16 protein-coding genes, 1 tRNA gene and 4 pseudogenes are annotated in these 25,345 nt (G+C 60.3%); 12 read left to right on the forward strand and 9 right to left on the reverse strand.

The window, feature by feature from the left end; genetic code table 11:
• Positions 1-24: 24 nt before the first annotated feature.
• Positions 25-1,317 (reverse strand): M16 family metallopeptidase, encoded by a 1,293-nt coding sequence (locus HL666_RS33235; RefSeq protein WP_172114995.1) that lies wholly within the window; start codon positions 1,315-1,317, stop codon positions 25-27.
• Positions 1,318-2,843: 1,526 nt separating this feature from the next.
• On the opposite strand from HL666_RS33235, the gene nifA reads away from it, so the two are divergent.
• Positions 2,844-4,640 carry a nif-specific transcriptional activator NifA gene (gene nifA, locus HL666_RS33240; protein ID WP_172114997.1) on the forward strand — a complete coding sequence of 599 codons (1,797 nt, stop codon included), beginning with the start codon at positions 2,844-2,846 and terminating at the stop codon, positions 4,638-4,640.
• Positions 4,641-5,139: 499 nt separating this feature from the next.
• On the opposite strand, the gene HL666_RS33245 is transcribed toward nifA, so the two are convergent.
• Together HL666_RS33245 and HL666_RS34675 are read right to left on the reverse strand one after the other, a co-directional pair.
• Positions 5,140-5,649: a TlpA disulfide reductase family protein gene (locus tag HL666_RS33245; RefSeq protein ID WP_172115000.1), complete on the reverse strand. Its 510-nt coding sequence runs from the start codon at positions 5,647-5,649 to the stop codon at positions 5,140-5,142.
• A gap of 252 nt (positions 5,650-5,901) precedes the next feature.
• A complete protein-coding gene (locus HL666_RS34675; protein ID WP_172115002.1) occupies positions 5,902-6,660 on the reverse strand; it encodes an acetoacetate decarboxylase family protein in 759 nt (252 codons plus the stop codon).
• A 796-nt stretch (positions 6,661-7,456) separates the two neighbouring features.
• Here HL666_RS34675 and HL666_RS33255 point away from each other — a divergent pair.
• Both HL666_RS33255 and HL666_RS33260 read left to right on the forward strand, forming a co-directional pair.
• Positions 7,457-8,080 (forward strand): GNAT family N-acetyltransferase, encoded by a 624-nt coding sequence (locus HL666_RS33255; RefSeq protein WP_172115004.1) that lies wholly within the window; start codon positions 7,457-7,459, stop codon positions 8,078-8,080.
• Positions 8,081-9,135: 1,055 nt separating this feature from the next.
• Positions 9,136-10,173, forward strand: a complete 1,038-nt coding sequence (locus tag HL666_RS33260; RefSeq protein ID WP_246739373.1) for a sigma-54-dependent transcriptional regulator — start codon at positions 9,136-9,138, stop codon at positions 10,171-10,173.
• A gap of 723 nt (positions 10,174-10,896) precedes the next feature.
• Here HL666_RS33260 and HL666_RS33265 read toward each other — a convergent pair.
• The gene (locus tag HL666_RS33265) at positions 10,897-11,388 is read right to left on the reverse strand and encodes a TIGR02301 family protein (protein ID WP_376698648.1); all 492 of its coding nucleotides are present in this window, start codon (positions 11,386-11,388) and stop codon (positions 10,897-10,899) included.
• 729 nt (positions 11,389-12,117) lie between these two features.
• On the opposite strand from HL666_RS33265, the gene HL666_RS33270 reads away from it, so the two are divergent.
• The 6 genes and pseudogenes from HL666_RS33270 (at position 12,118) to HL666_RS34540 (ending at position 17,611) form a co-directional block, all read left to right on the forward strand.
• Positions 12,118-12,927 (forward strand): acetoacetate decarboxylase family protein, encoded by an 810-nt coding sequence (locus tag HL666_RS33270; protein WP_246739371.1) that lies wholly within the window; start codon positions 12,118-12,120, stop codon positions 12,925-12,927.
• A 1,226-nt stretch (positions 12,928-14,153) separates the two neighbouring features.
• A pseudogene (gene istA / locus HL666_RS33275) lies at positions 14,154-15,685 on the forward strand (IS21 family transposase).
• On the forward strand, positions 15,682-16,506 hold the full coding sequence (istB, locus tag HL666_RS33280) for an IS21-like element helper ATPase IstB (RefSeq protein ID WP_172115008.1): 825 nt from the start codon (positions 15,682-15,684) through the stop codon (positions 16,504-16,506). Before istA ends, istB begins: the two are co-directional and overlap by 4 nt.
• A 172-nt stretch (positions 16,507-16,678) precedes the next feature.
• Positions 16,679-16,911 (forward strand): annotated as a pseudogene (locus HL666_RS33285) (zincin-like metallopeptidase domain-containing protein); the annotation flags it as partial.
• A 98-nt stretch (positions 16,912-17,009) separates the two neighbouring features.
• Positions 17,010-17,126 (forward strand): annotated as a pseudogene (locus HL666_RS34355) (ParB/Srx family N-terminal domain-containing protein); the annotation flags it as partial.
• A 314-nt stretch (positions 17,127-17,440) separates the two neighbouring features.
• Complete coding sequence (locus HL666_RS34540; RefSeq protein ID WP_210262433.1) at positions 17,441-17,611, forward strand: hypothetical protein; 171 nt, start codon at positions 17,441-17,443, stop codon at positions 17,609-17,611.
• A 38-nt stretch (positions 17,612-17,649) separates the two neighbouring features.
• Here the strand turns inward: HL666_RS34540 and HL666_RS33295 are convergent.
• The 4 genes and pseudogenes from HL666_RS33295 to HL666_RS33310 all read right to left on the reverse strand — a co-directional run bounded on the left by HL666_RS33295 (position 17,650) and on the right by HL666_RS33310 (position 21,968).
• Positions 17,650-18,767, reverse strand: a pseudogene (locus tag HL666_RS33295) (IS630 family transposase).
• Positions 18,768-19,529: 762 nt separating this feature from the next.
• Positions 19,530-19,604: transfer RNA gene (locus HL666_RS33300), tRNA-Val, on the reverse strand.
• 245 nt (positions 19,605-19,849) lie between these two features.
• Entirely contained in the window at positions 19,850-21,127 is a 1,278-nt protein-coding gene (locus HL666_RS33305) for a coiled-coil domain-containing protein (protein WP_172134032.1), read from the reverse strand.
• 145 nt (positions 21,128-21,272) lie between these two features.
• A complete protein-coding gene (locus tag HL666_RS33310) occupies positions 21,273-21,968 on the reverse strand; it encodes a DUF1134 domain-containing protein (RefSeq protein ID WP_172185715.1) in 696 nt (231 codons plus the stop codon).
• A 121-nt stretch (positions 21,969-22,089) separates the two neighbouring features.
• On the opposite strand from HL666_RS33310, the gene HL666_RS33315 reads away from it, so the two are divergent.
• The gene (locus HL666_RS33315; RefSeq protein WP_246740032.1) at positions 22,090-22,602 is read left to right on the forward strand and encodes a YHS domain-containing (seleno)protein; all 513 of its coding nucleotides are present in this window, start codon (positions 22,090-22,092) and stop codon (positions 22,600-22,602) included.
• A gap of 13 nt (positions 22,603-22,615) precedes the next feature.
• Here the strand turns inward: HL666_RS33315 and cysQ are convergent, their stop codons facing one another.
• Complete coding sequence (gene cysQ, locus HL666_RS33320) at positions 22,616-23,452, reverse strand: 3'(2'),5'-bisphosphate nucleotidase CysQ (RefSeq protein WP_172185717.1); 837 nt, start codon at positions 23,450-23,452, stop codon at positions 22,616-22,618.
• Positions 23,453-23,696: 244 nt separating this feature from the next.
• Here cysQ and chpT point away from each other — a divergent pair, with 244 nt between their 5' ends.
• Positions 23,697-24,359, forward strand: a complete 663-nt coding sequence (gene chpT, locus HL666_RS33325) for a histidine phosphotransferase ChpT (RefSeq protein WP_172115018.1) — start codon at positions 23,697-23,699, stop codon at positions 24,357-24,359.
• 245 nt (positions 24,360-24,604) lie between these two features.
• The coding region (locus HL666_RS33330) for an Hpt domain-containing protein (RefSeq protein ID WP_172185719.1) at positions 24,605-25,345 on the forward strand (741 nt) is incomplete at its 3' end.

Consider the following 25,345-nt stretch of genomic DNA (forward strand, 5'->3'; position numbering starts at 1 on the left):
GCTCGCGAGGGACGAATGAGAACGTTACCCCCCCGGTCCGACAAGGACTTTGGAAAGGCCGTTGCACCACAGACGTTTGGCTGCGCGTTTCACATCTTCCAGCGTCACCGTGTCGAAGAGTGATCTGCGCACGTCAAAGTCGACCGGCTTGTGTTCGATTTGTGTCTGAAGAAGCGATGCGGCGAGCCGGCTAGAACCGCTCATTGCGAGTAGTTCGGAGCCAGCAATATGAGATTTTGCAATAGCGAGCTCCTGCTCGGTCGGACCGGTCTCGGTCATCCTCTTCACCTCACACTCAATGGCCGCAATTGTCTCGCTTGCACGATCTGATCGGGATGCCGCGTGGCCGGCGAAGAGTGCGGAGTGGTCCATCTGTATCAGCGTGCTATGGACTGAGTAGGCCAATCCACGCCGCTCGCGTACTTCCTGAAAAAGCCGAGACGAAGAGTCGCCGCGTCCCAGAACTTCGTTAGCAAGGTATGCGGCAGGCTCGTCCGGGTCCCCCCGATCAATGCCCGGCGCAATAAAACTGATCGTTGTCTGAGGAACATCTAGTGGGACGACGACCCGCCGCCGTAGCTGCGTAGCTACCGTATCGGGCACAGGAATGAGAGTGCCCTTTGGCGGCAGCGCACCAAATGCTTTATCCAACAGCATGCCGAGCACCTCGGGATTGGTATCGCCGACGACCGCGACTTTTAGCTTGTCTTTTGCAAATATACGGCGAGCGAAATCCCTGAGATCTTCGACGGCGATCGCATGCAAGCTCCAAAATGAGCCGAGCTCTGATCGTCCATAAGCGTGGTCGGGAAAAGCAAGCGCGAGCGACTTGCGCATTGCGACAAACTGAGGAATCGTTGCCTCCTGGTTGAGCCGGGATAGCTCCCTTGCGCGAATGCGCTCGAGCGCAGCCTCATCAAAGCGCGTTGACGAAAGTGCCAATCCCAGAAGGCCGAATGCTTCTGCGTTGTTGATTGTCAGCGTACGCATTGCACCGTAGATGTGCTCGCGAGACGCATGGAAGTGGAGCCCCATTGCGAGGCGTTCGAGCTTATCCTGAAAAGCCAGAGAGCCCATACTGCCTGCGCCTTGATCGAGGAGTCCGGCGACGAGATTGGCAAGGCCCTGTTTCTCCACAGGGTCTTGTGTGGCGCCGCCGTCGAACGCAAAAAGGAGGTGGAGTGCGGGCAAGGTAGTATCTTGCACGAACAGCGCCTCGATGCCGCCTGGTGATACGATTTTTTGGATAGCGGCTGCAGCTTTAGCGGGTGTGGCGAAGCCAAGCGGAAAGGCGGTGGTCGTGAGCACGTCAGACATACAAAGCTCTCGCCTCATTCGCTGGATCACGAGTGGTGGTCCCCTTGCCGGACAACGTCGATCTTGCCGGTACACCCAAAGGCCGGAAGGGGTCATCAAGCCCAGACTGCGACCTATCGAAAGATTGCCCGTAAGTGGTGCTGGCAATCTGTGTTAAGCTGTTCACTGCATTCTGTTGCATCGTTTATGCCATGACTTTGCTTGAAGCTGACTCACACGATTGGTTCTGCGGAGCCCGATGGCCAGGTCGCTGAGGTTCAAAGAGGCGCCTAGATCGCCTCGCTCGGTTGTTCCCGACTCGACCGGTTGCCGTGACGGAGCGGCTCCACTTGAGCACAATGCGTGCCACGGTATCGGCAGCATCAAGTTTTGATAAAAGCTCGCGACGGATTGCCGGCGACGTACATGCAGTCGACCAAAGATGCCCGCAGCCGAGCTCTGCATACTCCGCCGTCGGTCAATGTCGACGAACGACCTAAAATAGCGAACCGACTAATCCTGATGGATCTCAAGTCTGCAGTTCGTGCATTGATTGTTGGGAATGTCTGGTTTGTAGGTGGTGAGACAAGTGTCGTCGTGATCAGGCGACCCATTGTAAGTCGGGGCCGATGCGGCGAATTGAGTTGATGACTGGTCAATCATCGTAAGCGGCAATGAGTGCGCATCGGTGCCGAAAAGACGACGGTTTGCATCACGCAGATACCACGTCGGATCGAGGCGATGCCGGGCCAATCCCCACGAGCGGGCACCACTCATTGAGCTCTTATCCATCTTTTCGCAGTGCTGTGTCGTCGACACGCAGGATTATCACCTGAGGATGTTTGCTACATAAATGGCACCTTAAGGGGGGGGCTTAACCTCACAAATTGGTGATTCCGTTTCAAACAGTACAGCTGCCGGTAGGCCGGCAATTGACCGCAAAGTAAAGTTGACCCATCTGACGTTCAGAGTTCACCTCGCCACGTTAACAAAATTGATGCGGTGTATAAGCATGACATCAGTTCATCTGAATTTGGGCACGCCGCGTTCGGCGTCTTCCGGCGGTTATCAGATGAGAGCGGCAATCCGGGCACCCGCCCGACGGAATGGAGCTCACGTGGAGGAAGTATTGGAGAGGAGGTGGAATGCACGTGGTGGCTGAAACAGCTGATGGGAGATTGTTGGCTCACCGTGGGTGGAGCGTGTTGTCCAGGCGAACATTGTGAATTGGCTATCTGAACGAATGTTCCGGTCTTGCCGCGTGATGTGGTGGCGACCGCGTCCGAACTGGAGGTGTGCGCAAAACACGAGCGAGTTTTATCGTACCGTTCTGCTAGCCCTGCGATACAAACCGTATGCAGGCCGCATTCTAGCACTGATACATACGAGGGTCGCGCGGCTCTCCGCCATCGCATTCGCCGCGGTCAAAACATATGCGAGCGCGGGCGATAGCACAGGACGATGCGTGCTTGAGGTGCGATCCGCGCATTCCGGCCGTCGGAACGACAGACTACATCGCCGACCGAGAGAGTTAGGATGAGGCCGAGATGAACTACGAAGACAGCAAGGATCGGAGAGGCGCTCCCGAGCAAGCCTATGAGAGGCAGGAGCTGGAGCATACCATTGAAAACAATCTCGGGTGCTCAGAAGCCGGACCGTGCGTGACTCAACGCGCCTGTATGCCGGATGATGCGGAATCAGAGCAGTGTCTTACACGAGTTGCCGGCATCCTCATGACAAAGTCGCAACTGGAGGAAAAGCTAGCGGATGCCGTTAAGGAATTGCGCGGAGCTCGACAGTTCTGTCGGGCGGAGATCTATCTCCGCGGAAGCGATAAGTGGGCAACGGTCCGTGTAATCGGTGGGCAAGAGCCGGATGCGCCATGTCATGCCGGTCTCTATCGAGAAGCATCCGATCTGATCGCGATTTCCGGCAGAACCTTGGCGAGGGCTTTGCAAACGTCGTTAGCATCAAGCTCTGAAGAGAGCATTGCGGAGATCGCGAGTGCGATGTCGGCGGAATACGTTGGTGTTCCAATCATGCTTGACGGGAGGGCAATAGGGGCCGTTTCCGTCGAACGGGACGAGAAGCGTGAATGCGCTGTTACTGCCGCTGCGGATCGGAAATTGATCGTTGAGGTAGCTGATCTAATATCCGGCGCAGCCGCACAGTATTGTCAGATTGATGCATCAGGATCGCAAGGATCGATACCGTCGCCGCACGACGTGTCGGATAGTCGAGGGCAAGTGCGGGACGGTGATGCGATCGTCGGAATTGTGGGCGAAAGCCAAGTGCTCAAGCAGCTACTTCGCAAGATTCATATAGCGGCAAAATCCAACTCGACCGTCCTGTTGCGCGGTGAATCTGGGACAGGGAAAGAGCGATTTGCAGAGGCAATTCATCTTCTGTCACCGCGCGCGAGCCGACCGTTCATTAAAGTGAATTGCGCGGCTCTGGCAGAGTCAGTTCTGGAGTCGGAATTGTTCGGGCATGAGAAGGGAGCGTTTACTGGCGCTCTTAGTGCGCGAAAGGGCCGTTTTGAGCTAGCCAACAAAGGTACACTATTCTTGGACGAAATAGGAGAAATTTCTCAGTCGTTCCAAGCAAAGCTGCTGCGCGTGTTGCAGGAGCAAGAGTTCGAGCGTGTGGGCGGCGGAAGTACTCTCAAGGTCGATGTGCGGGTGATCGCAGCTACCAATAAGAATCTCGAGTTGGCGGTCTCCAATGATGAATTCCGCGCCGATCTCTATTATCGCTTGAATGTGATTCCGCTGCGCGTGCCGCCCTTACGAGAACGGCCGGCCGATATTCCGCTGCTAGCTGTCGAGTTCCTTCAGCGGTTTAACAAGGAAAACGGACGTGAGCTTACGTTCGATCCCACAGTACTTGAGGCCCTATCAAGATGCGAGTTTCCCGGAAACGTGAGAGAGCTAGATAACTGCGTACGTCGCACGGCAACATTCGCGAAAGCAGCGGTTATTCAGAAGAGCGACCTGGCTTGCTTCGACGGGCAGTGTCTGTCAGCTCAGCTGACAAACAATTGTACGCGTGGGGCGGAAGTCTCTAGTGATCGCCGTAGTCCGAAGCGTCCGATGGTCCCGACAGCTGCAGGTGTATTCGCATCCAGCGAGCACAAGCGAACCAGCGGCAGCGGATTGGCTAGGGAGCAGGGCGCTGATCAAGCGTTGATGGCGTTCGCTGAACTGCGGAGCCGGGAACGTCTAATTGAAGTGATGGAACGAGTTGGGTGGGTGCAGGCGAAAGCCGCTCGTGTGCTAGGTTTGACGCCGCGCCAGATCGGTTACGCGCTTCGCAAGCACGGGATCGAGGTGAAAAAGTTCTAAAAGCTCACTCGGACAACGCAGGCGTCCTAAAGCCCAGCAACAGCTAAGCGCTGACGTTAGCCGAGCTAGAGCGGGCGGTATCTGGGGGCTGCTACAGAAGGCCGGACAACAGCGGCGATGCGGTGGGGTGTCGATGATTCGATGCCCATGGAATGATTGGTTGCGCCTCAACATCACCTGCAACAATACAGGTACGACCCCCGTTCCGGAGGTCGCTCAGCATGTTCAGTGTAGAACTAGTCATAGTGAATGCCCGTAGTCGTCGAGAATCCGTGTCGCCGACCAACCGTCGTGGATCATGGGATGCCGTGGAGAGTCCGACGTAGACTGTGAATACTCGTGGGATCAGCGGCTATCAAGCGAAGTTGGTAGGGGTCGTGATCGAAACATACGCCGTGATATAGGGCTCTCGATGGGGCAGATGATCGGACGCCACGAGAAGTGGGGTTTGGCATCGTGATGGGGTCCACGTAGGAGCTGTTCAGGCGCGCGAATCTCATCATTGATCTGAGTAGTGCGGTCGATCGTCGATAATCTTTGGAAGTATGCGCGGAAGCTGAAATGGCAGTGGCGTGGCAGCGATGCTGCCGCGGCCGTCGACAATTACGATATATGGGAACCACGGCACCCGCCAGAGAGCATCCGTTTTGTGGCTGTAATCAACCGCGATTCGATAGTTGATGTTCGGGGCGTGGTCTGCGACCCAGCTTGCTACCGCAGCAACCGCAGCGTCCCTCGTCGGAGCGCGCTCAGCAGACGCCACGCCAATGACTTCGACCTTGCGGCCGCGATATGCTTCGCTGATCTGCATCAAAGTCGGAGTCATTTTTTTACAGGGTGAACACCAGGTGGCAAAGAATTCAATGACGTAGATCGTGTCTGGCTCGAACTGTGTGAGTGGGGATCCGCGGATCCAGTCGTCGATTAGAAGGGGAGGCGCCGGAGTACCGATCGAGAGTGGGACGACCATCTGTGAGAGAAGGGCGATAATCAGAGGTGGAGTGTGCATTGTGTGCGTACTCAGTTGATGGAAGAGACTAGCAAAGACGAGGGGCGGCGGGGTGGAAGCAGCGTGCTCGGGTGGGGTGGAGCGCCGAGTTGCCAAAGCGGGGCAATCCCTGTGAAACCTCTAAGGTCTGAATGCTCAGAGAGATCGTTAGGCAAGAGCGCGCTGAGTCATATTGCAGAGGGGAGGCCACGCGACATCGGGACAAGGTGTGCGACTTACTTGCCGCGCTGTGGCTGGAGTAGGTCGTGCTCGTTAGAACATGCTGATTTCCTCGAGCCGAAAGTCGTATTCTTGATAGAGGCCGAGGATCATGTGATCGACGCCAATCCGAAATACAGGGTATTTGACTGCGGAAGATCCATAGGACAGCGAGAATGGCCCGGTGAACGACATTGTATGCCCGCATTCGTCGCTCCGAAGGAAACGAGAGGTGCGCCATTTAACTAGTCGCGGAGTGTGTTGACGGCCCGGGTCGAAGCCAGGAGTAGAATGGCACACCGAGTAATAGACCGTCTGAGTCAGGCCGGACGAAGTGACGTTAATATGCGTAGATGGTCGAGCGGAGATCGTGAGCAGCCGAGTGCCGTGCGGTCGTTCTAACGTTCCTTGGACGAGCCCGCCAACGCGAAATAGGCGGATGCCAGCAACCGTCGTAGGCAAGCCAAGGGCCGCGTGACCAGGGAGAACGGCATTGTCGTTCGCGGAAACATAGATGTGGGGAATGTAATAACCGATTTCTCCAGCCGGATCGCGGACCTGGATCCCAGAGTATTGCTCAAGGTAGGGCCGGACATTGCTGGAAAGGTAGTTTGATAATCCAATTAAGCCTACGGGAGGAATCGTGGAGGGCGTCAGTGGAAAAGGTAGCAGCGCTTCGAAGTCATCGGAGAGTGAGAGATAGACCTCTAACGCTTTACAGCGATGGCGAAACTGGTTTGTATTTCGGTCGAGGGCATATAACCGCGCGTCGAATGGGCGCGTTCTAGTAGAGACCATCTTTGTGAGCTCCATCCGGGGCTTTAACGACTGAAGTGACCGCCAGACGCCGGCGGCGCGCGAGCCTGCGCAATGAGCGCAGCGGATGCCCGCAAGCGTCCATCGTAGCGAACGGCCCAATCTCGCATGAGGAAAACTGCCGGCGAGGGCGCGATCGATCGGGGGCGCTTATGTGAGACGAGCCCCCAAAAATGGTCGCGATACCACGACCCAGTTCCGCAAACTCGTCGGCAAGGTATCGCAAGGCGGAGGATGGACGGTTGTCGCGATCCGGAACGGATTGGGACTGTGATGACTGCAAGAGGAGGTTGTCACTGATCGGTCTTCCCTTCGTTCTGATTGCGTCTGCTGGGGCTATGCCGGTGTGCGACTGGCGAAGAGCGCCCTACGAACCGGGGCGGCTGTTCGCGAGATAACTCCGTGGCTCAGAGCAGCGAAGCAAGCATCGCGCCACAGCCGAGCGAGCCAGAGATAGGTGGGCTTTCGGGAGAAGGGGAGTGCCAATCGAGCAGCGCTGCGCACGGCGATTCAGCCGACGACTTCGAAGGAGGAAAATGATGCTTTCGTCCCTGAAAGCCATGGATGAGGGCGACGTAACAAAGGCGCGGAGTCAGCTAAAACAATCGTGACAAAAGCGACAGCCGTGAAGGTGTCGGACCAATTTGTCTGGCCGTATTTTCTGCAGCGACTGTAGTCTAAACTATCGTGATGAGAAAAAGTCCACCAAATCGACTGACCGAAGACATCGAGTCGTGAATGGCACGCGAATTGCGATGCCATTTCTGCGAATTCACGATCGGAGCGACGGCTTATGGGGAAGCGCGAGACGAAAAATCTCATACTTACGCCGATCCATTGGGATCACGAAGCCCAAATGGTCGGATTGTACGATGAGCGGTCGGTTCAGGAGCGGATCTGTGCAAACATGCCAGTGACCAAGTGGGAGGTTCGTAGTCTTATAGTGGAGTCGAAAAGACTCTGGGAGGTAGAGAAGTGCGGGTATTGCAGCATCTACGAAAAGGCCGGTAGGGCACCTGTATTTGTCGGAATATGCGGCGTCCGCGTCGACGAAAAGCCGGATCAGCTTGAGCTGCGCTGTGTTCTTCACCAACGCAACACTGGGCGCGGGTTAGGTCTCGAGGCGGCACGGGTTGTCGTGTTCGAGGCATTTAGAAGGGTAGAACGGGACAGGCTGGTCGCATTTGTTCCTCACCGTAACGAACGGGCGACGAGAGCCGCTCTCGCATTCGGCATGCGGTATGTTGATGAGAGATTGCGTAACGGTATGCGGGCGAGATACTTCGAGATGAGCCGGAAAGAGATCGCTGCGGCTGCAGCGATGGCCTTGGAGGATGAGTGCCGTGCAAAAAGTATACTGGGGTGGCGCGGTACCGAGTTTAATGCAGGATATGGAAGGAATAGCAGTGTTGAATGACCAGAGTGCGGGTTGAAGAAGGGAAAATTGAACCGTGCGTTAGTTCGGCGAACACTGCGAAGTTGGCGATGATCCAGTGGGCGGCTGGCTACGGAGAAAGCGACAGATAACCTGGGAGAAGTGTATGGCAGGACTTCGGGAGAGTATTCAACAGGCGGTACGCAATGCGGCCTGGATGCGGTCTATTCGCATTCTGCGGTCGATGGGCGGACGTCGCGCCTATAAAACTGAAATTTGCACGTCGCACAAGAAGTCGCACAAGGTCGCGCTGCCGCCCAGACGCAGGCCCTTTTGATTTGATGCGGAAGCCCGTCCTTCACAATAGTACCGCGATCCAATGGCTCGCTTAGGACGGAGAGCAAGAGCGAGTCAGCATGGAGCGATCGTGGCGAGATCAAAGCGGATGATCGCGGTCGAGTGCGCATTGCGTCGGCGTCCCGGCGCCTTGCTGGCGGACGGGAGCTCGCGCTGGTCGGCTGGACGCGAGGGTGTGTCTTTGTTGAGCGTATTCCGAGTCTACGGGGAAAGCGACGGAGGCGCAGGTGCAACGTAGCAATAAGAGAGGTATGCAGGTCACGCTCGATAATGCGCTTGGGTGTGGTCGTAGTCGTTATCAGGGTAGGGGCGCAGCGAGAGAGCGAAAGGTAGAACACGTTCGTAGTGGATCGTGTGAGGTCGAGGAGCCTACGCTATTAGCGGTATGCACTAGAGCGGAGAGAAAGATCGAAGTCGAGCGCGATCTTATTGGCGGGCTCGATGAGGTTACAAGCGGGTTGCGTGCAGCACTGGGAGCAGGATTCGTAACAGCTTCGATACACCTGATCAATGAGGGTGATCAAGGGCATCTCGCCGAGGCTTTGGCTCGTCGAGCGGAAGTGGCTCGTATTGGAGGGAGAGAGCGTCCGCGTAGCTGGCCTAAGCAGACGCAGCTAGCGACGTCCATCGCGGCGCAGACTGGTGATCGTAATGCCGAGCCGACGCGAAGTAGGACCTCAAAGAGGAGTGTGGCATACGTTGTTGGTGCGCCGATAGGCGATGGTGTATCACTGGCTGGAATGTTGTCTGTTCAAGTGACGAGAATTGCTGGCTATGCGGCTCTTGTAGAAGCTGTCTTTCGGCTGCTTCGCCGGATCGCGGGCCGGATTGCTGAGGCGCTCGTGGCGCCGTTGCAGTGTACCGACCATATTGAAGAGGCAGGCGGAGGAGGTAAGGCGTCAGCGTCTGAGCATAGGAGGCGAGACGTTGTGACCGGGCGGAGCCGCCGATCCACGAACACTCGTGTACTCTCCAGCGAGATTGTAAGGAGGGCCGAATTTGTGGCCCGCTCAAACGCGCCAGTGCTGATCCGTGGTGAGTGGGGAACCGGAAAGGGCTGCTTGGCCGAATTGATCCATCAACGATCGCGGCGGTCCCAACAAGCTATCGTCAGGGTCGATTGTGCCGGCATGCCTGATGAAGTGATTGAGTCGCAGCTTTTCGGGTATGAACCACGGTTGCGGCCACCGGAAGGACAAGCGCGAGAGGGGGCGATCGAAAGAGCGGTGGGTGGCACGCTATACTTGCACGAGATTGGCGAAATCTCCGTCGCTACGCAGGCGAAGCTATTGCGGGTGCTTAAGGAGAAAGAGTTTGTCCGCATAGGCGGCCTTCGCATGATTCGAGCGGATTGGCGGCTCTTAGCGTCAACGAGTATAGATCTCGAAAAGGCGGTTGCGGACGGTCGATTTCGGGCGGATCTTTATTACAGGATCAATGTATTGCCGATGATCCTCAGGCCATTGAGAGAACGGCCGAATGACGTTCTGTTGCTGGCTTGCGAATTGCTCGCGGAGTGGAATCATGAGAACGGCGTAAATCGCGTGTTTCATCCAAGTGCGTTTGAGGTAATCACGAAATGCAACCTTCGGGGCAACATAGTCGAGTTGGAGAATTGTGTCCGGCGAACGGCGGCTCTGGCTGTCGGTGAACTGATTACCGCGGATGAGTTCACATGTAATCAAGGGTGTTGCCTCTCGGCGATGTGCCGAGTGGGCGTGCGGGTAGAACTACGCGAGGGACTGATCATGTCGATGAGTCGGAGGGAGCTATTGTAGTTGCGAGCGACGACGTAGTCAGATTGCGGCGCTCGGTTCTCCGGTTTTCGTATTTGACATGCCCACGAAAGTCTCTCATTCAACAGCGATCGGAGTCGGATCGGGTTGTATGCAGATCGGTGCAGGTGAGGCAACGGGCGAGCGGCGGAGTGGGTCTGAGAGCTGCAGCCTATTATGAGCGAGATTGCGGCCGAAGGCCGCAAGGCTAGGTGCTGCGCTATGGTAAAAAAGAGCCAAAGGAGCGCTCTGGCAGGGCGTTGAATAAGTATACTGGGTTATAGTTCGTCATCTCGAACTCGGCCGTGGTGGCACCGTTTGTCCTGCCGTACCGGGGGGGGGCGTGGTTTGCTTCGCGCGACCGTCTTGAGTGTGTCCGAGTTCGACCGCATTGACATCCTGCGATGTGGAACACCATTACCTCCGTCGCGGATATTGCACCAGAGCCGGCCGCCGGGAGCCACGGCGGAAGAAAGCTGATTGACAAGACGATCACTGTTGCGTTTCCGAAGGTAGGACGCGGAGGCGGCTCACGTTGTCAACGCAGGCGGAAGCCAGCTTACGTTCGCATGGGCACGATCATCGGGCAATGCAATCGGGGCGGCCCTAAGTCTGAAAGGTGCACCTGACAAAACTTAAGACGTGAAGTGTGGCGACTGAAAGCGACGGGGCCAAACGTTAAAGGGGCGCTTGCGGGGGTCGCCAATGTGGCGTCGGTATGAAATGTCAGTCCGAATAGAATTCAATTAGATTGCTGGAGAGTCGGAGACCTTCCAGAAGATGACGCCGAATTGCGATTTGGGCAGACGGTGTGCACTTCCGATAGATAAGCTGGAAAGCGCCGTAACCACGATTGAAGCTTGCGATGAGGTCCGCGCGGCGTGGACCAGAGGGTGCTTCTGCGTCAACCAACTCTTGCATCATGTCCCGCCAGTTCCTGTTTTTGTTCGTTGCACAAATGCCCCGTAGATGGTGAAGGCCCCCCAAAATCTCTGCGAGCCGGTGCAATTCGTGATCGAACTGCGCCTGGTAAGGGGCACCCGAGCAGAACGGAATGCCAACAATAAGCGAAATGTATATTAGTACGGACATCTTAGACATTGGCCGATACTTCCGGTGCTCACACCTAAGTAGTGCGATAGCCGCAACACAGAGGTCGTTTGGTATTTTCGATCCCTGTGCATATTGCAGACCACTGTGCGGCGCGGAGGTGGCCATCGCGCGCTGCGGAAATGCATGCCGATGGCTGCGTAGAACGAGCAGACAAATCAAGACAATCAGGTGGTTTGTTGTCGCGTCTGTCCGAAATGGTCAACCGGCAGGAATGTAATTTGATGTGTCCTGCAGCATTGGCTCGGACGACGCAACAAAAATGCCGGACCGCCGAATTGCGAAAGCCACATCGCCTCATGATCTTGCAGAGTCGTTCGTCACTGCCGGGACGGCGATGCATTCCTGCAATCTACGACGGCAATCGCACGATAAAATGAGACGAGTTGCTTGAAGCTGGTACAAGCCTTGCTGTGGACTCGGATGAATGGCAGGCGATGTCTACCGAGCAGTCACAACGAGGACACAGGCGATCGTTACGACGCGAGGAGGTCCTTGTTAGTCAAGATGCGCCGGTATCTCGTGCAGTGAAGTGCCTGTTCTGTTTGCAAAACGAGTCGCCATCAACGATAGAAACAGCGGCTCGGCGTTCTGTCCGCTATGGCGCTTGTCTGTGCCCCGCGTTGTGCGTGTCGCAGAAGCTGTGCGATATTGAGGCAGCTTACTCGATGCCGCGGGGGAGAAGGAGAGACATGCGGGTTCTTGGCAGAGTCCGTATTTCCGTTCGATGCGCTCTGCTTGTTGGCGTGAGTCGTGCAGAAATTGCTGCCGTCGGAATGACGCTCTGCTCGCTCGTGTGTCGTCTTGAGAGCGCCGGTCAGATCAGGGCTCGTTGACATGTTGCGGAAGGTGCGGGCGCTGACGCCTATTGAGATACACGACGTGGAGCATGATACGATGAAGTCAATAGGCGGAACTCCCTTTGATGCCCCGCTATACGGCGCCGACCGGAAGCACGGAACCTACTTCAACGACTGCAAAGCACTTGAGGTGAGGGTCGTGGTGTCAAATGAGGTCGCAGGACTCTTGCCGCCGCAGCTCTCTATGCCGAAAGGACCTCCCATTGGATTAATTGGGGTTGCGAGCTACGGTTCGAGCAATGTGGGTCCCTACCTTGAGCAATACTCAGGTATTCAGGCGTGCGATAGGAGTGGTACGGTTGGCTACTACATTCCCTACATCTATGTGACTACAAATGATGCCGCCCTAGCGTCGGGTCGCGAAGCGCTCGGTGCGCCAAAGAAGCTTGGGCACATCTCTCTAGTCCGCGAGGGCGATCTTATTCAGGGCGTTCTTGAGCGACCGTTGGGAAAGAGGCTTCTTACTGTCACGGCTCAGCCAAACCTGCGCTTCGATCGATCGGATGTCTCGATCAGCCCGAGTGAGACGGTATTCTACTCTGTGCGTCATTTGCCGCCAGTTTCTGAGGCTGAAGCTGGAAGTGTGACGCAGCTCGTAAAGTGGCGTACCCAGAGGACGCTCAAGCAGGACAGTTTCGGTGCTGAAATGGCCTTCACGGGACCAATCGCACTTACCTACGACTCTCCGTCAGTGATCGACCCAATATTCAAGCTTGGCATCGATGAAGTCGTGATGGCCACGTATCAAGAATTCGACTGTCGGCTTGCGGCAATTGGAATCGTATGACGCCTAGTTACGGCGTCTTAGTGCCGTTCTTCATAACGCCGATTCAGACGATCGCGATGATGGCAAGGAGGAAGTCGACCGTATGCGCGGTCCGCTCGATTGATCGAAGAAGCTTCTTCATAGCGAATTGCGCATTCCATGGCGCATGGATGGTTGGTAGCTCTTGTTGCCGCTACGGTCGAAGTCGGAGTCGTATACGACGCAATGGCGGTTTAGTTCTGCGGCCCGGACGGGTGCCGCTGAACTAATTGTGCACGATCCAAATCTCTTATGGTTCGATTTCTTTGGCATCAGTAGCCCGCTTCCGTCACACCTAGGCCGTCAATCCGCGTGTCGTCGCTTTGTAAAGATTTGCTGAGGCTGAAAATTGTCATTTGAACTCTAATCAGCGCAGTGTCCACATTTGTAAATTTGCTAAAGTGTTGCAATTGACGGCTTCGAGACAAAAGCCAATTAGCTCGTTTTCTTAATCATTCGCGTATTCTCGTGCCGGATCTGATGGTCAGCAATCAGAAGAGAAGATTGTACCTCGAGCGATGTCGTTGGCTCAATTCTTGCGAAGACAGAGCGGTCTGCGGAAGTGCATCGCCAGTGCAAAGGAGATCAGATATGAAGAACGATATGTCTGACTATGACGTGATTGAGCTGAGCCCCGATGAGGCTGCTACTATATTTGGCGGAGGCCTAGGCGCTAAACTTCGAAGGTTCTTTGAGTGGTTATTGAATGTTCATCCCCCGCACAGTGGCTAAGTCGGGCAAAGCGGCCATCAAGGTGGGTACACGAAATCGGTGCAGACTAAGCGTCGGCTTGCCGGCGAATGGCGCAAGTGCGTCCACCGGCGGCTTGAGCCTTAATTTGGCAAAAGAGCTCAATAGGCTCGTTGGAGTGCGATGGGATGGAGTATTAGATGTCGGTGGCCACCATGGAACCTTAGCGAATGATGGTCGAATGAAGGATGATGTGTCGACCGAGCGGGCCCTCAAACCTGGGTTTGGAAGGCGTGACACTGCGCTGCATGAGTTCGCCCATGCCTGCGCGGCGACAATCAAGGTGAGAACCCAGCGACAATCAGGATGAGAGAGCGCCGGCGGGAGCGGGACGAAGGGAGGGCGTAGCCCGACCGGAGGACCGCTCCCGCCGGCGGCGCGTCCCTTTCAGGCCGTCTGGCGGCCGGATGGGGTTAGCGCAAGCTGTTGATTCGTCTCGACAAGAGGGGATCGACGGCTTGCCTGGCCTCCACATCACCGACCACCAGATGAGGCTATACATGAGTTATCGACTGACGTTATCGGCCGAGGCCGCAGCGGCCAAAGCCGGGTTTTCGACGGCAAGCGCGTATCGGATCGAGGCTGATCCACGGCTACCGTCGCAGAAGCAGGAGCCGCGAGGCCGGCGACGGCCCGATCCGCTGGCACCCTATTGGGACGCGGAGATCGAGCCGATCCTGAAGGCCGCGCCGGGGGTCCGGGCGGTGGGCGTGCTGGAGGAACTGCGCCGGCGCCATCCCGATCTCAATCCCAACATCCGCCGCACGCTGGAGCGGCGTATCACGGCCTGGCGCGCACTCCATGGCCCCGAGCGCGACGTCATCTTCCGCCAGGAGCATGAGCCCGGGAGGCTCGGCCTGTCGGACTTCACTGATGCCAGCGCGCTCGGCATCACCATCGCAGGCGTGGCGCTCGACCACCGGCTCTATCACTTCCGGCTGGCGTTCTCCGGCTTCGCGCATGCCATGTTGTGCTCGGCGGCGAGAGCTTCGTCGCATTGGCCGAGGGCCTGCAGAACGCACTGTGGGCGCTCGGAGGGGTGCCGAGGGAGCATCGCAGCGACAGCCTGTCGGCGGCGTTCCGCAACCTTGCCAGGGATGCACGCGAGGACCTGACGCAACGCTACGACGCGTTGATGAAGCATTACGGCATGACGGCGACCCGCAACAATGCCGGCATCGCGCATGAGAACGGTTCGATCGAGAGCGCGCATGGCCATCTCAAGCAGGCGCTGGAAGACGCATTGCTGCTGCGGGGAACGCGCGACTTCGCCGACCTCGATGCCTATCGTGCCTTCGTCGACATGGTCGTCGGCCGCCGCAATGCCCATTGCGTGAAGCGGATCACGATCGAGAAGGAGATGCTGGCGCCGCTGCCGAAGAAGCGCACGAACGACTTCGAGGAGAAGGTGATCCGCGTGACCTCGTCGGGCGGCTTCATCCTGCGCCGCGTGTTCTACACGGTGCCGTCGAAGCTGATCGGCCATCGTCTGCGCGTGCGCATCTTCGACGATCGCCTCGAATGCGTCCTCGGCACTACCATGGTTGCGATACAGCGCCGTGGCCGCCCCGTGTCAGAGAGCCAGGGTGGCCATGTCGTCGATTATCGTCACGTCATCCACGCCCTTCGGCGCAAGCCGATGGCGCTCGCTAATCTCGTCTATCGCGATCAGCTGTTCCCGCGCTCGGCCTATCGACGCGCATTCGAAACGCTGCAGGATAGGTATGACGAGCGTCATGCCTGCAAGGTGACGGTCGAGCTCCTTGCTCTCGCTCACGAGCGGGCCTGCGAGGCCGAGCTCGCCGAGGCCATCGCCGCCGATCTCGATGCGGGACGGCTGCCGGATCTCGCCGCGCTCCGCCTCCGCTTCCGCCCCGAACAGGCATCAGTTCCCGACGTCGCCGTCGAGCTTGCTTCGCTCGCCGTCTATGACGAGCTGGCTTGCCTGGGCTTCGCGCCGATGCCCCCGAACACGGGAGATGCAGCATGACCAGCACGACGTCATCCATCGATGCCGCGCGCGTCGAACTGCTACTCACCGAGTTGCGCCTACCGAGCGTCAAGGCGATCTGGCCGAAGCTCGCCGCGCAATCGGACAAGGAGGGCTGGCCGGCGGCGCGCTTCCTCGCAGCGCTCGCCGAACTCGAGGTCGCCGATCGCGGTCGCCGCCGGATCGAACGACACATGGTCGAAGCGCGCCTGCCTGCCGGCAAGACGCTCGCAAGCTTCGACTTCGACAGCGTGCCGATGCTGTCCAAGGCGCAGGTGATGGCGCTCGCCTCCGGCGATGTCTGGCTCGAGACCGGCGCCAACCTGCTGCTGTTCGGCCCGCCCGGCGGCGGCAAGAGCCATCTCAGCGCGGCGATCGGTCTGGCCCTCGTCGAGAACGGCTGGCGCGTGCTGTTCACGCGCACGACCGATCTCGTGCAGCGGCTGCAGACGGCGCGGCGCGAACTGGCGCTGGAAGCCGCCATCGCCAAGCTCGACCGCTACGATCTCCTGATCCTCGACGACATCACCTACGTGTCGAAGGATCAGGCCGAGACCAGCGTGCTGTTCGAACTGATCGCCACCCGCTACGAGCGTCGCTCCCTGCTCATCACGGCCAATCAGCCGTTCGGCGAGTGGGGGCGCATCTTCCCAGATCAGGCCATGACGCTCGCCGCCGTCGACCGTCTCGTCCATCACGCCACGATCATCGAGATGAACGTCGAGAGCTACCGCCGCAAGGCCGCCCTCGGCCGCAAGCGCGGCGCCGGCAGACCGCCGGTTCACGCAACGCCAGAGGAGGTCGAAAGCTCGGCTGATTGACGCTGCGACACCGCTGATTGTCGCCCAGCGTCAATCAGCCCTTGCCAAGCCCGGAGCCGGCGACAATGATCACGGGACCCGGCCCCGATCTTCTCATCCAGATTGACGCCCAGTTCTCATCCTGATCGTCGCGCTACACATGCCAGTGGGAATCGTCTAGCCTGTACCGGTCGGCTACCTCAGATACGCCTTTGAGGAGCTGATAGTGGAGATCGCGTCAGCCTCCAGCTGCGTGGTCGTCGGAATTGTGCCGATCGTGCGCGACGCAGACTACATCGGCGCCTGGCTCGACGTCTGCGGGACGACAATCGCGCCATCGTTCAGGCGGCGAGCCCAGCGGGCAGGGTGGCCGGTTATCTTCTCGGCTTTGCGCCCGACGCAGTCGGCGCCGCCAGGTGGCGGTGAAAAGGATCGCAAGGCCGCCTGAGCATTTGAGGAGAGGCAGAGGGCGAGAGGTGCTCTGCGATGGGTGAAGGCTCGAGAGAGAGGCTCCGTCGCGCGACATTCCCTTCAACAAGCTGGTGCTGAGCCAGTCCAACGTGTGCCGCGTCAACGGCGGCGCTTTTATTGAGCAACTCGCGGAGAGCATTGCCAAGCGGACGTTGCTGCAAAGCCTGAACTGACCTCCTTATGTAGCTGCATGCCTGCTCTCTTGCCGGGCGGGGTGCTTCGTGTAGTGCTATTGGCCGGTCTTCGAGCGGTTGCCATGGGGGCTGTAGCGCGACCGAGGTCGACTGGCGCGCCCATGGCTTCGCCGGCGCGGAGTTGCTGTACGGCGTCGGGTTCTTCCACCAGGCCCACCAGCCGTCGATGACTGCCACGCCCTGCTGGGAGTCCTGGACTTGGTCCTGCCGAGGACTGTCTCGCCGGTGCTCGCCGCTCTGCTGCAGACCGCGCGCAAGGCCAGACGAGGGTCTGGGCGGAGAAGTCTCCGTTGGAACTTAAGGACGCACTGAAGAAGCGCGGCTACGTCTGGTCGGACGGCGGGGACGGGCGGCCGAAGTCCCGGTACGTCGACGTCGGCGAGACCGCTCTCGATGACGAGATCGCCTTCCTCCGGCCCGAAATCTATCTCCGGGACTTCGATTCCCGCTGCAGCGGCTGACAGCATTCGAGACGGGTTCGGGACGGGTTTGAGCAGATCTAGTGTCCTGAACCAGAAGTTCGCAACATCGGGTCTTGTTTTTCCGGGGCATTGTAACGACAGAAGCGCTCGATGGAAGCAAGGATGTCGTCGGCGGATTTGGTCCATCGGAACGGTTTCGGATCGGCGTTTTGTCGTTCGATGAATGGGGCGATGTCTGCCCTGAGGGCGGCTATGCTGCGATAGACGCCGCGCCTGATCTTCTTATCGGTGAGGAGCGAGAAGAAGCTCTCCACTTGGTTGAGCCACGACAAACTGGTCGGGGTCAGGTGGACGTGCCAGCGCGGCCGTTTTACGAGCCATCTTTGGATCAATGGCGTCTTGTGCGTGGCGTAGTTATCCATAACCAAGTGAACGTCGTGCTCAGACGGCACTCTCGCTTCGATCTCGTCGACGAACTTGCGGAACTCGGCTGCGCGATGGCGCCCGTAGCATTTGCCAATCACCCATCCGGTCGCAATATCGAGGGCAGCGAACAGAGATGTGGTGCCATGCCTTTTGTAGTCATGGGTTCTTCGGGCTGCTTGGCCGGGACGCATCGGCAGCATCGGCTGGCTGCGGTCTAGCGCCTGGATTTGGGACTTCTCGTCCACACACAGAACGATGGCGTGCTCCGGCGGTGAGACGTAGAGGCCTACGACATCGCGCACCTTGGCTACTAAGTTCGGGTCGGTCGAGAGCTTGAACGTCTCCATCCGGTGCGGCTGGAGGCCGAAGGCCGGCCAGATGCGTTGTACCGTCGATACGGATAGGCCGCTCGCCTTCGCCATGTCCCGGGAGCTCCAGTGAGGGGCGTTCTCGGGGCAACTCTCCAACGTTCTCACGATCACGGCTTCGATGCGGGCGTCGTCAATCGTGCGAGGCGCGCCGGAGCGCGGTTCATCATGCAGCCCGGCCACCGCTGCTCTACAAAACGCCGTCGCCACTTGCCTACTGTGCCCCGCTCCAGGCCTAGCTTCGCTGCCACGTCCTTGTTCTGACCGCCTTCCGCGCAGGTCTGCACGATCCGGGCTCTCAAAGCCAGCGCCTGCGCCGTCTTCCGCCGCTTCGTCAGCGACGTCAGTTCGGCGCGCTCGTCATCGCTCAATATCAGGGGGGAAAGGTGCTGGACCGCCATTGTAGCCTCCGTCGCTGTTTGCCTCAATTCTTGGCACAGCGACGCGAAGCTACTGGGAATCTATGATTGCGAACTTGTGACTCGGGACACTAGCTAGCGATCACGTGCGGCCTGCCATGCGCCGCTTGCCCAGGCTCCGGCGGTCCGAGGCGACGTCGGTCTCTTCGACAAAGCCGTGCCTTGGTGGCCTGTCGCCTGGCGACTGCTCGCAACGTAGCTCAGGCCTGGGAGGCGAGACCCCAAGTCCTTCTGAAAGGTGTTCCGAAGCCCGATCTAGTTGACCTGCATCAACGGCGCGGAGGAAAACCGCCACCGGTTTGGACAGCGCCTGGGCCGGTCGGGGTGTCGAGTTCGCTATTGGCGATCAGTCGGCGCCATGCAATGAACTCAACGCCCATTTCGGATCCGGCGACACCCGATAGTTTTCGGTGCGGTCGATGGAGCGCCGAAAGTCCGAAAAGTCGTCGCGTATTCGGCTTGGTTGCGGATGCCATGGTGTCCGCGCAGGGCTAAAGAATCGAGGTGCCGGTTCGCACTCGGCGCGACGAGTGCATGAGGGGAGCGTGTCGTCCTAAAGCAGCTTCGCGAGGGGACCGGAAACGCAGCGACGTGCATGTACGGTGATCTTCGAGCAGCGCTTCGGACAGTGGCGGGAGAAGCCGCCAATCGCTGAAATTATTGTGTGCCCAGATTGTGCCCCGGCAAACTGGGGGCACTTCGATAGGGAAGCAGTCGTTTAAGTTGTTGAATTTTTTGATTTAATGGTGGGCGCACAAGGGATCGAACCTTGGACCTCTCCCGTGTGAAGGGAACGCTCTCCCGCTGAGCTATGCGCCCGGATCCCGGTGGCTGCCGGCCGGCTGAGAGGCCATGCTGGCAGCTGCCGAAGCAGTCCGTCGGAGCCCGCGATTTACGAAGCGCGGGCAGGGGGTGTCAAGGATTTGCGGCGCGGTTGGCGAGGAAAACTGCCGGGGTGCGGCGGCCCGTCCTCGATGGGGGCCGAATCCGGCCCTCTCGCGGGCCGGCCTCCCTGCCGAAGCGAGGGGCAGAGCCGGCCTCGGCGCCGATCCGGTCCGGCGGCCTCAGGCCCCGAGCTGCCGTGCTCGCGATGCATGAGACTGTAGCGCCCGGATGCGGTCGGCCAGGGTGCCACCTTGCGGACCGCCTGCGCCGGCCGGAGCCGTGGCAACACCATTGGCGTTGGCAGGCTTGGCGGCCGGCTCGGCGGCCAGCATGGCCTCGATGGTCGAGTTCGGGCCCTCGATCTGCATCGCGAGCTTGGCGACCTCGGCGGCGATGTCGTTGATGCGCTCGCGGAGCAGCGCGTTCTCCATGCGCTCCTGGGCCCAGGTGCTCTCGGCCTGCTGCTGGATCGCGTTCATCTCGCGCTGCAGCTTGGTGCGCTCGTCGCGGGCGGCCTGCAGTTGCTCTTCGAGCGCGGCCTTTTCCGACTTGATCCGCTCGAAGGCGGCCGATTTGCCGCTGCCCATGCCGGCGAGCTCCTCGCGCAGCTCCTTCAAGGCACGGTCGGCGGCGGCATTGGCCTCGCGCAGCTGGTTGTTCTCGAAATCGCGCTCGGCCAGCAGCTTGCCCTGGGTCGACAGCCGGCCCTCGAGGTCGGCCACGCGCGTGGCCAGCATCTCGGCTTCCTTGACCTGGACGATCAGCTGGCGGTCGAGCTCGGTGACGCGCTGGCTGAGATTTTCGACCCGCGCGCGGGCATCGTTGAGCGCCTTGGTCGCGGTATCCGATTCGTCTCGCTCCAACGCCAGCCGGGCCTGGGTTGCGGAGAATTCCTTCTCGGCGTCGGAGACGCGGCTGCGCAGCTCCTCGACCTGGGTCTTGACCGACACCAGCTCGACCTGCCGGCTGTCGGCCAGCAGCGACTTGTCATTGAGCTCGGTGGTCAGGCGGACAAGCTCGGCCTGCTTCTCCTTCAGCGCCTGCTCGGCGGCGCGCAGCGCCTCGGTCTTGGCGGCGAACTCTTCCTCGGTGGCGCGCAGCTGGTCCTTCAGCGCCTTCTCGCGCGCTTCGAGGGCGAAGATCGCGGCGTTCTTCTCGCCGAGCTCGATCTTCATGCGGTTGATGGCGTCGGTCTTCTTGCCGAGATCGGCGAGTTGGCCGGTGGCCTTGTTCTTGAGCGCGTCGACGCTCATCTCCAGCCGCCGCGCCGACATCGCGAACTCCGCGCGCAGCTGGTCCTTGTCGGCCTGGATTTCGGCCATCGACAGCGGCGTGGCCGCCTCGAGCCGGCGCGTCGTCAGCCGCACCGCACGATTGTGCACCAGCGGCACGATCATGAGGGCACAGAGCATGGCGATCAGAAAACCGATCGCAAAATACATGATCGGCTCGACCATGACGCACAACTCCCGGTCCGGAATGATTAACGGAATGACAATGCACGGCAGGCTGATTCAACGCCAGCCCAATGCCGTGTTAACCTTGATCCGTCACGGGAGAGCGTGTCTTAGTGGTATCAGCTGGCGGAATCAGCTCACGCGATCAGAACGGGTTCCAGGTCGCGCTCGGCGTGAATTTGAGGTACCCGACATTGGCGCCGAGCCGCAGGCCGATACCGGACCTGATCGGCACCAGCACGATGTTGTTGGCGGTCAAAGCCGTCATGCCGAAGCCGCCGACGATGTAGGCCGAGCCGTCGATGCCGACGAAGCGCTGATAGATCGCGCTGGTGGCCGGCAGATTATAGACCAGCGTCATGGTGCGGGCGCCGTCGCCGCCCCAGTCGAAGCCGAGCGAGGGACCCTGCCAGTAGACGCGGAGATCGCCGGCATTCTTGGTGTAGAGCGTGCCCTCGCCGTAACGCAGCCCTGCGACGAACGCTCCGGCGCCTTCCTCGCCGAGGATGTAGCCGTTCGGCAGGCCCCATTGGCTGACCGCGCGCTCGATCACCGAGGCGAGCCCGCGCGAGACGTTGCCGAAGAAGCGGTGGCCGGCATTGACCAGTTCGTCCGGATTGAAGCTATCCGGAGCCGGGGCCCGCTGCGGCGGCGGCGCGGGCTGCTGATAGGGCGGTGCTGCCTGATAGGGCGGCGCCCCTTGATAGGGCGGCGCCCCTTGATAGGGCGGCGCCGCCTGGGGAGGCGGCGAAGGCGGGGGCGCCTGCTGCGCGGCGACCGACGCGGTCAGGGCCAGCACGGCCGCAAGCGTCGTGGCGGCGAGGCGGATTGCGAAACTCATCGATGGAAATCCCCTGCTATCGGCAGCCCGACCCGCGCCTTTAACCAGACGCCAACCACATCCGGCGATGGTCGGACGAGGGGCGATAGCCCCTGCGACTCCCATGTTATCGGCACCAACTATGACCGCACAACGGCAACAACGGAACTGGAGCTGGTCAAAGCCGCTGTTTTGCCGCGTAATTGCCGCCATCGCGCTCGCCGCGCCGCTGATGCCGCCGGTCGCCTTGCGCGCGGCCACCACCCAGCGAATCATCTCCGACCGCTTCAGCGGGCTGGCGATCGACGGCTTCGACCCCGTGTCGTATTTCGTCGACGGCAAGGCACTGCTGGGCCTTCCCGATTACGAGGCGTCGCAGGGCGGGGTGGTCTGGCGGTTCCGCAACGAGGGCAATCGCGCCTCCTTCCTGGCCCACCCGGAGGTCTATGGCCCGCAATTCGGCGGCTATGACCCGACCGACGTTGCGCGCGGTATCACAGTGGCCGGCAACCCGCGCTTCTTCGCCGTGGTCGAGGACCGGCTGTTCCTGTTCAGCCGGGAGGAGAGCCGGGATGCCTTCAAGGCGGATCCGGCCCGTTACCTGGCGAAGGCCGAGGCCCGCTGGTCGGCGCTGCAGGAAGATCTGCCGCAATGAGACGCGGCCGGTCTCAGACCGGTCTCACAGCAGCAGGGTCGCCCCAGGCGATGAAGGACGGCACGATGAAGCTGTCGCCCCGCTCGCCGTAGCGCAGCGGGACGCCGGCTTCGCTGGTCACCGTTCCGCCGGCTGCCACCACCACGGCGTGGCCCGCCGCCACGTCCCATTCGGAGGTCGGGCCGAGCCGCGGATAGATGTCGGCGAGGCCCTCGGCCAGGCGGCCGAACTTCACCGCCGAGCCGAGCGCCAGTCGCTCCGCACCAGGCCGCGACGAAATGAAGGCCTCGCTGCGGGCGTCGCCATGCGACCGGCTGACTGCGGCGACCCAGGGCGCGCCCGGATCCGGCATCGGACGGGTGCGGATCGGCACAGCCTCGCTCAAGCCGGCCTCCGTGAACGACAGCCGGTCGGCGCCGCGGCCGACCAGGCCGCGCCAGATCAGGCCGATTGCGGGCGCGCAGACGATGCCGAGCAGGGGTCTCGCGTCGCTGACCAGCGCCAGGTTGACCGTGAACTCGCCGCGGCCGGCGACGAACTCCTTGGTGCCGTCGAGCGGGTCGATCAGGAAGAAGCTGCCCTTGAACGGCGCGGAGCAGGATGCGACCCGCTCCTCGGACAGCGCCGGGATTTCCGGCGCCAGCCGCGCCAGCCCGTCGGCAATGACGCGGTCGGCGGCAAGATCCGCCTCGGTGACCGGCGAGCCGTCGGATTTGTCGGAGACGGCCATCGCGCGGCGGTTCACCGCCAGGATCGCGTGCGCGGCCTCGACGACGAGCTCGGTCAAGGGCGCCATCAGCGCTGCGGCCGCCTCGACACCGATGGTTCCTGCAATCGGCCCGCTCGTCATCGCGAGGGGCTCCCGTCGGCCATTCCGTACACAGCTTGCATCATCGCATCCTCGTCTGGGGCGCCGTACCGGCGCAGCCGGGCAGGGCCGTTCGCCCCTTCATTGAGCAGCCCTTTGCTTGGGAAAACCGCCACGTACTTTCCCGTGTCCTGCCCTCAGCTCGGTGGCGGTCCATGCTTTCGCAGTGTATCAAGCGTTAACGCAAGCATGATTCGTCCAGTTTCGCGGATTTCAGGAACATCGAATGTCCGGCACGTCCTCCTCCGAGATCGCCAATCCGATTCCCGCTCCCGATACGCTCGAACTTGCTGCTCTGCTCTGCTCGAAGGTCTGTCACGACCTGATTAGTCCGGTCGGCGCCATCGTCAATGGCCTCGAGGTGCTCGACGACAATCCCAAGCCGGAAGACCGCGATTTCGCGCTGGAGCTGATCCGCAAGAGCGCCAAGACGGCTTCGGCCCGGCTGCAGTTCTGCCGCCTCGCGTTCGGCGCCGCCGGCTCGGCCGGCGCGCAGATCGATCTCGGCGATGCGCAGACCATGGCGCGCGGCCACATCGAGGACGCCAAGACCTCGATCACCTGGAATCTGCCGCGGCTGCTGCTGCCGAAGAACCGGGTCAAGCTGCTGCTCAACATGATGGTGGTGGCGCAGCAGACGATCCCGCGTGGCGGCATGCTGACCGTCGATCCGATCGGCGACGGTGAGACCATGAGCTTCCGCGTCGCCGCGACCGGCCTCAATGCGCGGCTGCCGCAGAACATCGTCAACCTGCTCGGCGGCGAGCTGCAGTCGACCATCGACGCGCATGCGGTGCAGCCTTATTACACTCGCCTGCTGGCCGACGCGTGCGGCCTCAAGGTGACGCTCGCTGCCGATGGCGCTGCGATGGTGGTGCAGGCGGCCTGATCGCATTTGCGCGATGCGCACGCGTCGCTGCTGCGACCTCGTGTCGCCAATGGACGCACGAATTCGTTTACCAGGGTTAATCAAGTCTTGCGGATCTGTCCGAAATTGTCCGGAGACATCTTATCTCTTTGTTGAGTCCGTTCATTTGCGCTTACTCAACTAATATTAAACGCTTTGGACCGAAACTGGCCACGGTTTGAAGGGCGCGTCATGTCGCGTTCCGTTGCGTGCGAAGGCCAGTTTCAATGGATGACCTGTTGCGTGAGTTCCTGACGGAGACCAGCGAGAGCCTGGATACCGTCGACAATCAGTTGGTGCGGTTCGAGCAGGAGCCGAACAACGCCAAGATCCTGGATAACATTTTCCGGCTGGTGCACACGATCAAGGGGACCTGCGGCTTCCTCGGCCTGCCGCGGCTCGAAGCGCTGGCGCACGCTGCCGAAACCCTGATGGGCAAATTCCGCGATGGCATGCCGGTGACCGGCGAGGCCGTCACGCTGATCCTGACCACGATCGACCGGATCAAGGACCTGCTGGCGCAGCTCGAAGCCAACGAGTCCGAGCCCGAGGGTGAGGACCGCGACCTCATCAGCGAGCTCGAGGCGATGGTCGAGCGCGGCATGGCCGCGATGGCCGCCGGCGAGGCCGCGCCGCCGCTCGTGCCCGCCGCTCCGGCACCGCCGGTCGCTGCTGCATCAGCGCCGGCGCCTGCGCTGACGCAGGGCACGCTGATCGACCAGACGCTGGAACGTCCGCTGCGTCCGGGCGAGGTCTCGCTCGACGAGCTGGAGCGCGCCTTCCGCGAGACCGCGATCGAGACCCCGCCGGCGCATGAGACCGCGCCCGCGCCGAAGGCGTCCGCCCCGCAGGCCGTTGCGCCCAAGCCTGAGCCGGCGAAGGCGGAAGCAAAGGCCGAAACGCCGAAGAAGGCGGCGAGGGCCAAGGCCAATGCCGACGGCGAGGTGCACGAGAACGACAAGGTCGCC

The organism is Bradyrhizobium aeschynomenes (genome assembly GCF_013178945.1).
GTDB classification, from domain to species: domain Bacteria; phylum Pseudomonadota; class Alphaproteobacteria; order Rhizobiales; family Xanthobacteraceae; genus Bradyrhizobium; species Bradyrhizobium aeschynomenes.

Excerpts from the sequence above, each read along its gene's own strand:
- cysQ (WP_172185717.1), bottom strand. The coding sequence starts at position 23,452 with ATGACGAGCGGGCCGATTGCAGGAACCATCGGTGTCGAGGCGGCCGCA.
- HL666_RS34675 (WP_172115002.1), bottom strand. The coding sequence starts at position 6,660 with ATGGAGCTCACAAAGATGGTCTCTACTAGAACGCGCCCATTCGACGCG.
- HL666_RS33255 (WP_172115004.1), top strand. The coding sequence starts at position 7,457 with ATGGGGAAGCGCGAGACGAAAAATCTCATACTTACGCCGATCCATTGG.
- chpT (WP_172115018.1), top strand. The coding sequence starts at position 23,697 with ATGTCCGGCACGTCCTCCTCCGAGATCGCCAATCCGATTCCCGCTCCC.
- HL666_RS33270 (WP_246739371.1), top strand. The coding sequence starts at position 12,118 with ATGTTGCGGAAGGTGCGGGCGCTGACGCCTATTGAGATACACGACGTG.
- HL666_RS33245 (WP_172115000.1), bottom strand. The coding sequence starts at position 5,649 with ATGCACACTCCACCTCTGATTATCGCCCTTCTCTCACAGATGGTCGTC.
- HL666_RS33305 (WP_172134032.1), bottom strand. The coding sequence starts at position 21,127 with ATGGTCGAGCCGATCATGTATTTTGCGATCGGTTTTCTGATCGCCATG.
- istB (WP_172115008.1), top strand. The coding sequence starts at position 15,682 with ATGACCAGCACGACGTCATCCATCGATGCCGCGCGCGTCGAACTGCTA.
- HL666_RS33235 (WP_172114995.1), bottom strand. The coding sequence starts at position 1,317 with ATGTCTGACGTGCTCACGACCACCGCCTTTCCGCTTGGCTTCGCCACA.
- nifA (WP_172114997.1), top strand. The coding sequence starts at position 2,844 with ATGAACTACGAAGACAGCAAGGATCGGAGAGGCGCTCCCGAGCAAGCC.
- HL666_RS33260 (WP_246739373.1), top strand. The coding sequence starts at position 9,136 with ATGTTGTCTGTTCAAGTGACGAGAATTGCTGGCTATGCGGCTCTTGTA.
- HL666_RS33315 (WP_246740032.1), top strand. The coding sequence starts at position 22,090 with ATGACCGCACAACGGCAACAACGGAACTGGAGCTGGTCAAAGCCGCTG.
- HL666_RS33265 (WP_376698648.1), bottom strand. The coding sequence starts at position 11,388 with ATGGCCACCTCCGCGCCGCACAGTGGTCTGCAATATGCACAGGGATCG.
- HL666_RS33310 (WP_172185715.1), bottom strand. The coding sequence starts at position 21,968 with ATGAGTTTCGCAATCCGCCTCGCCGCCACGACGCTTGCGGCCGTGCTG.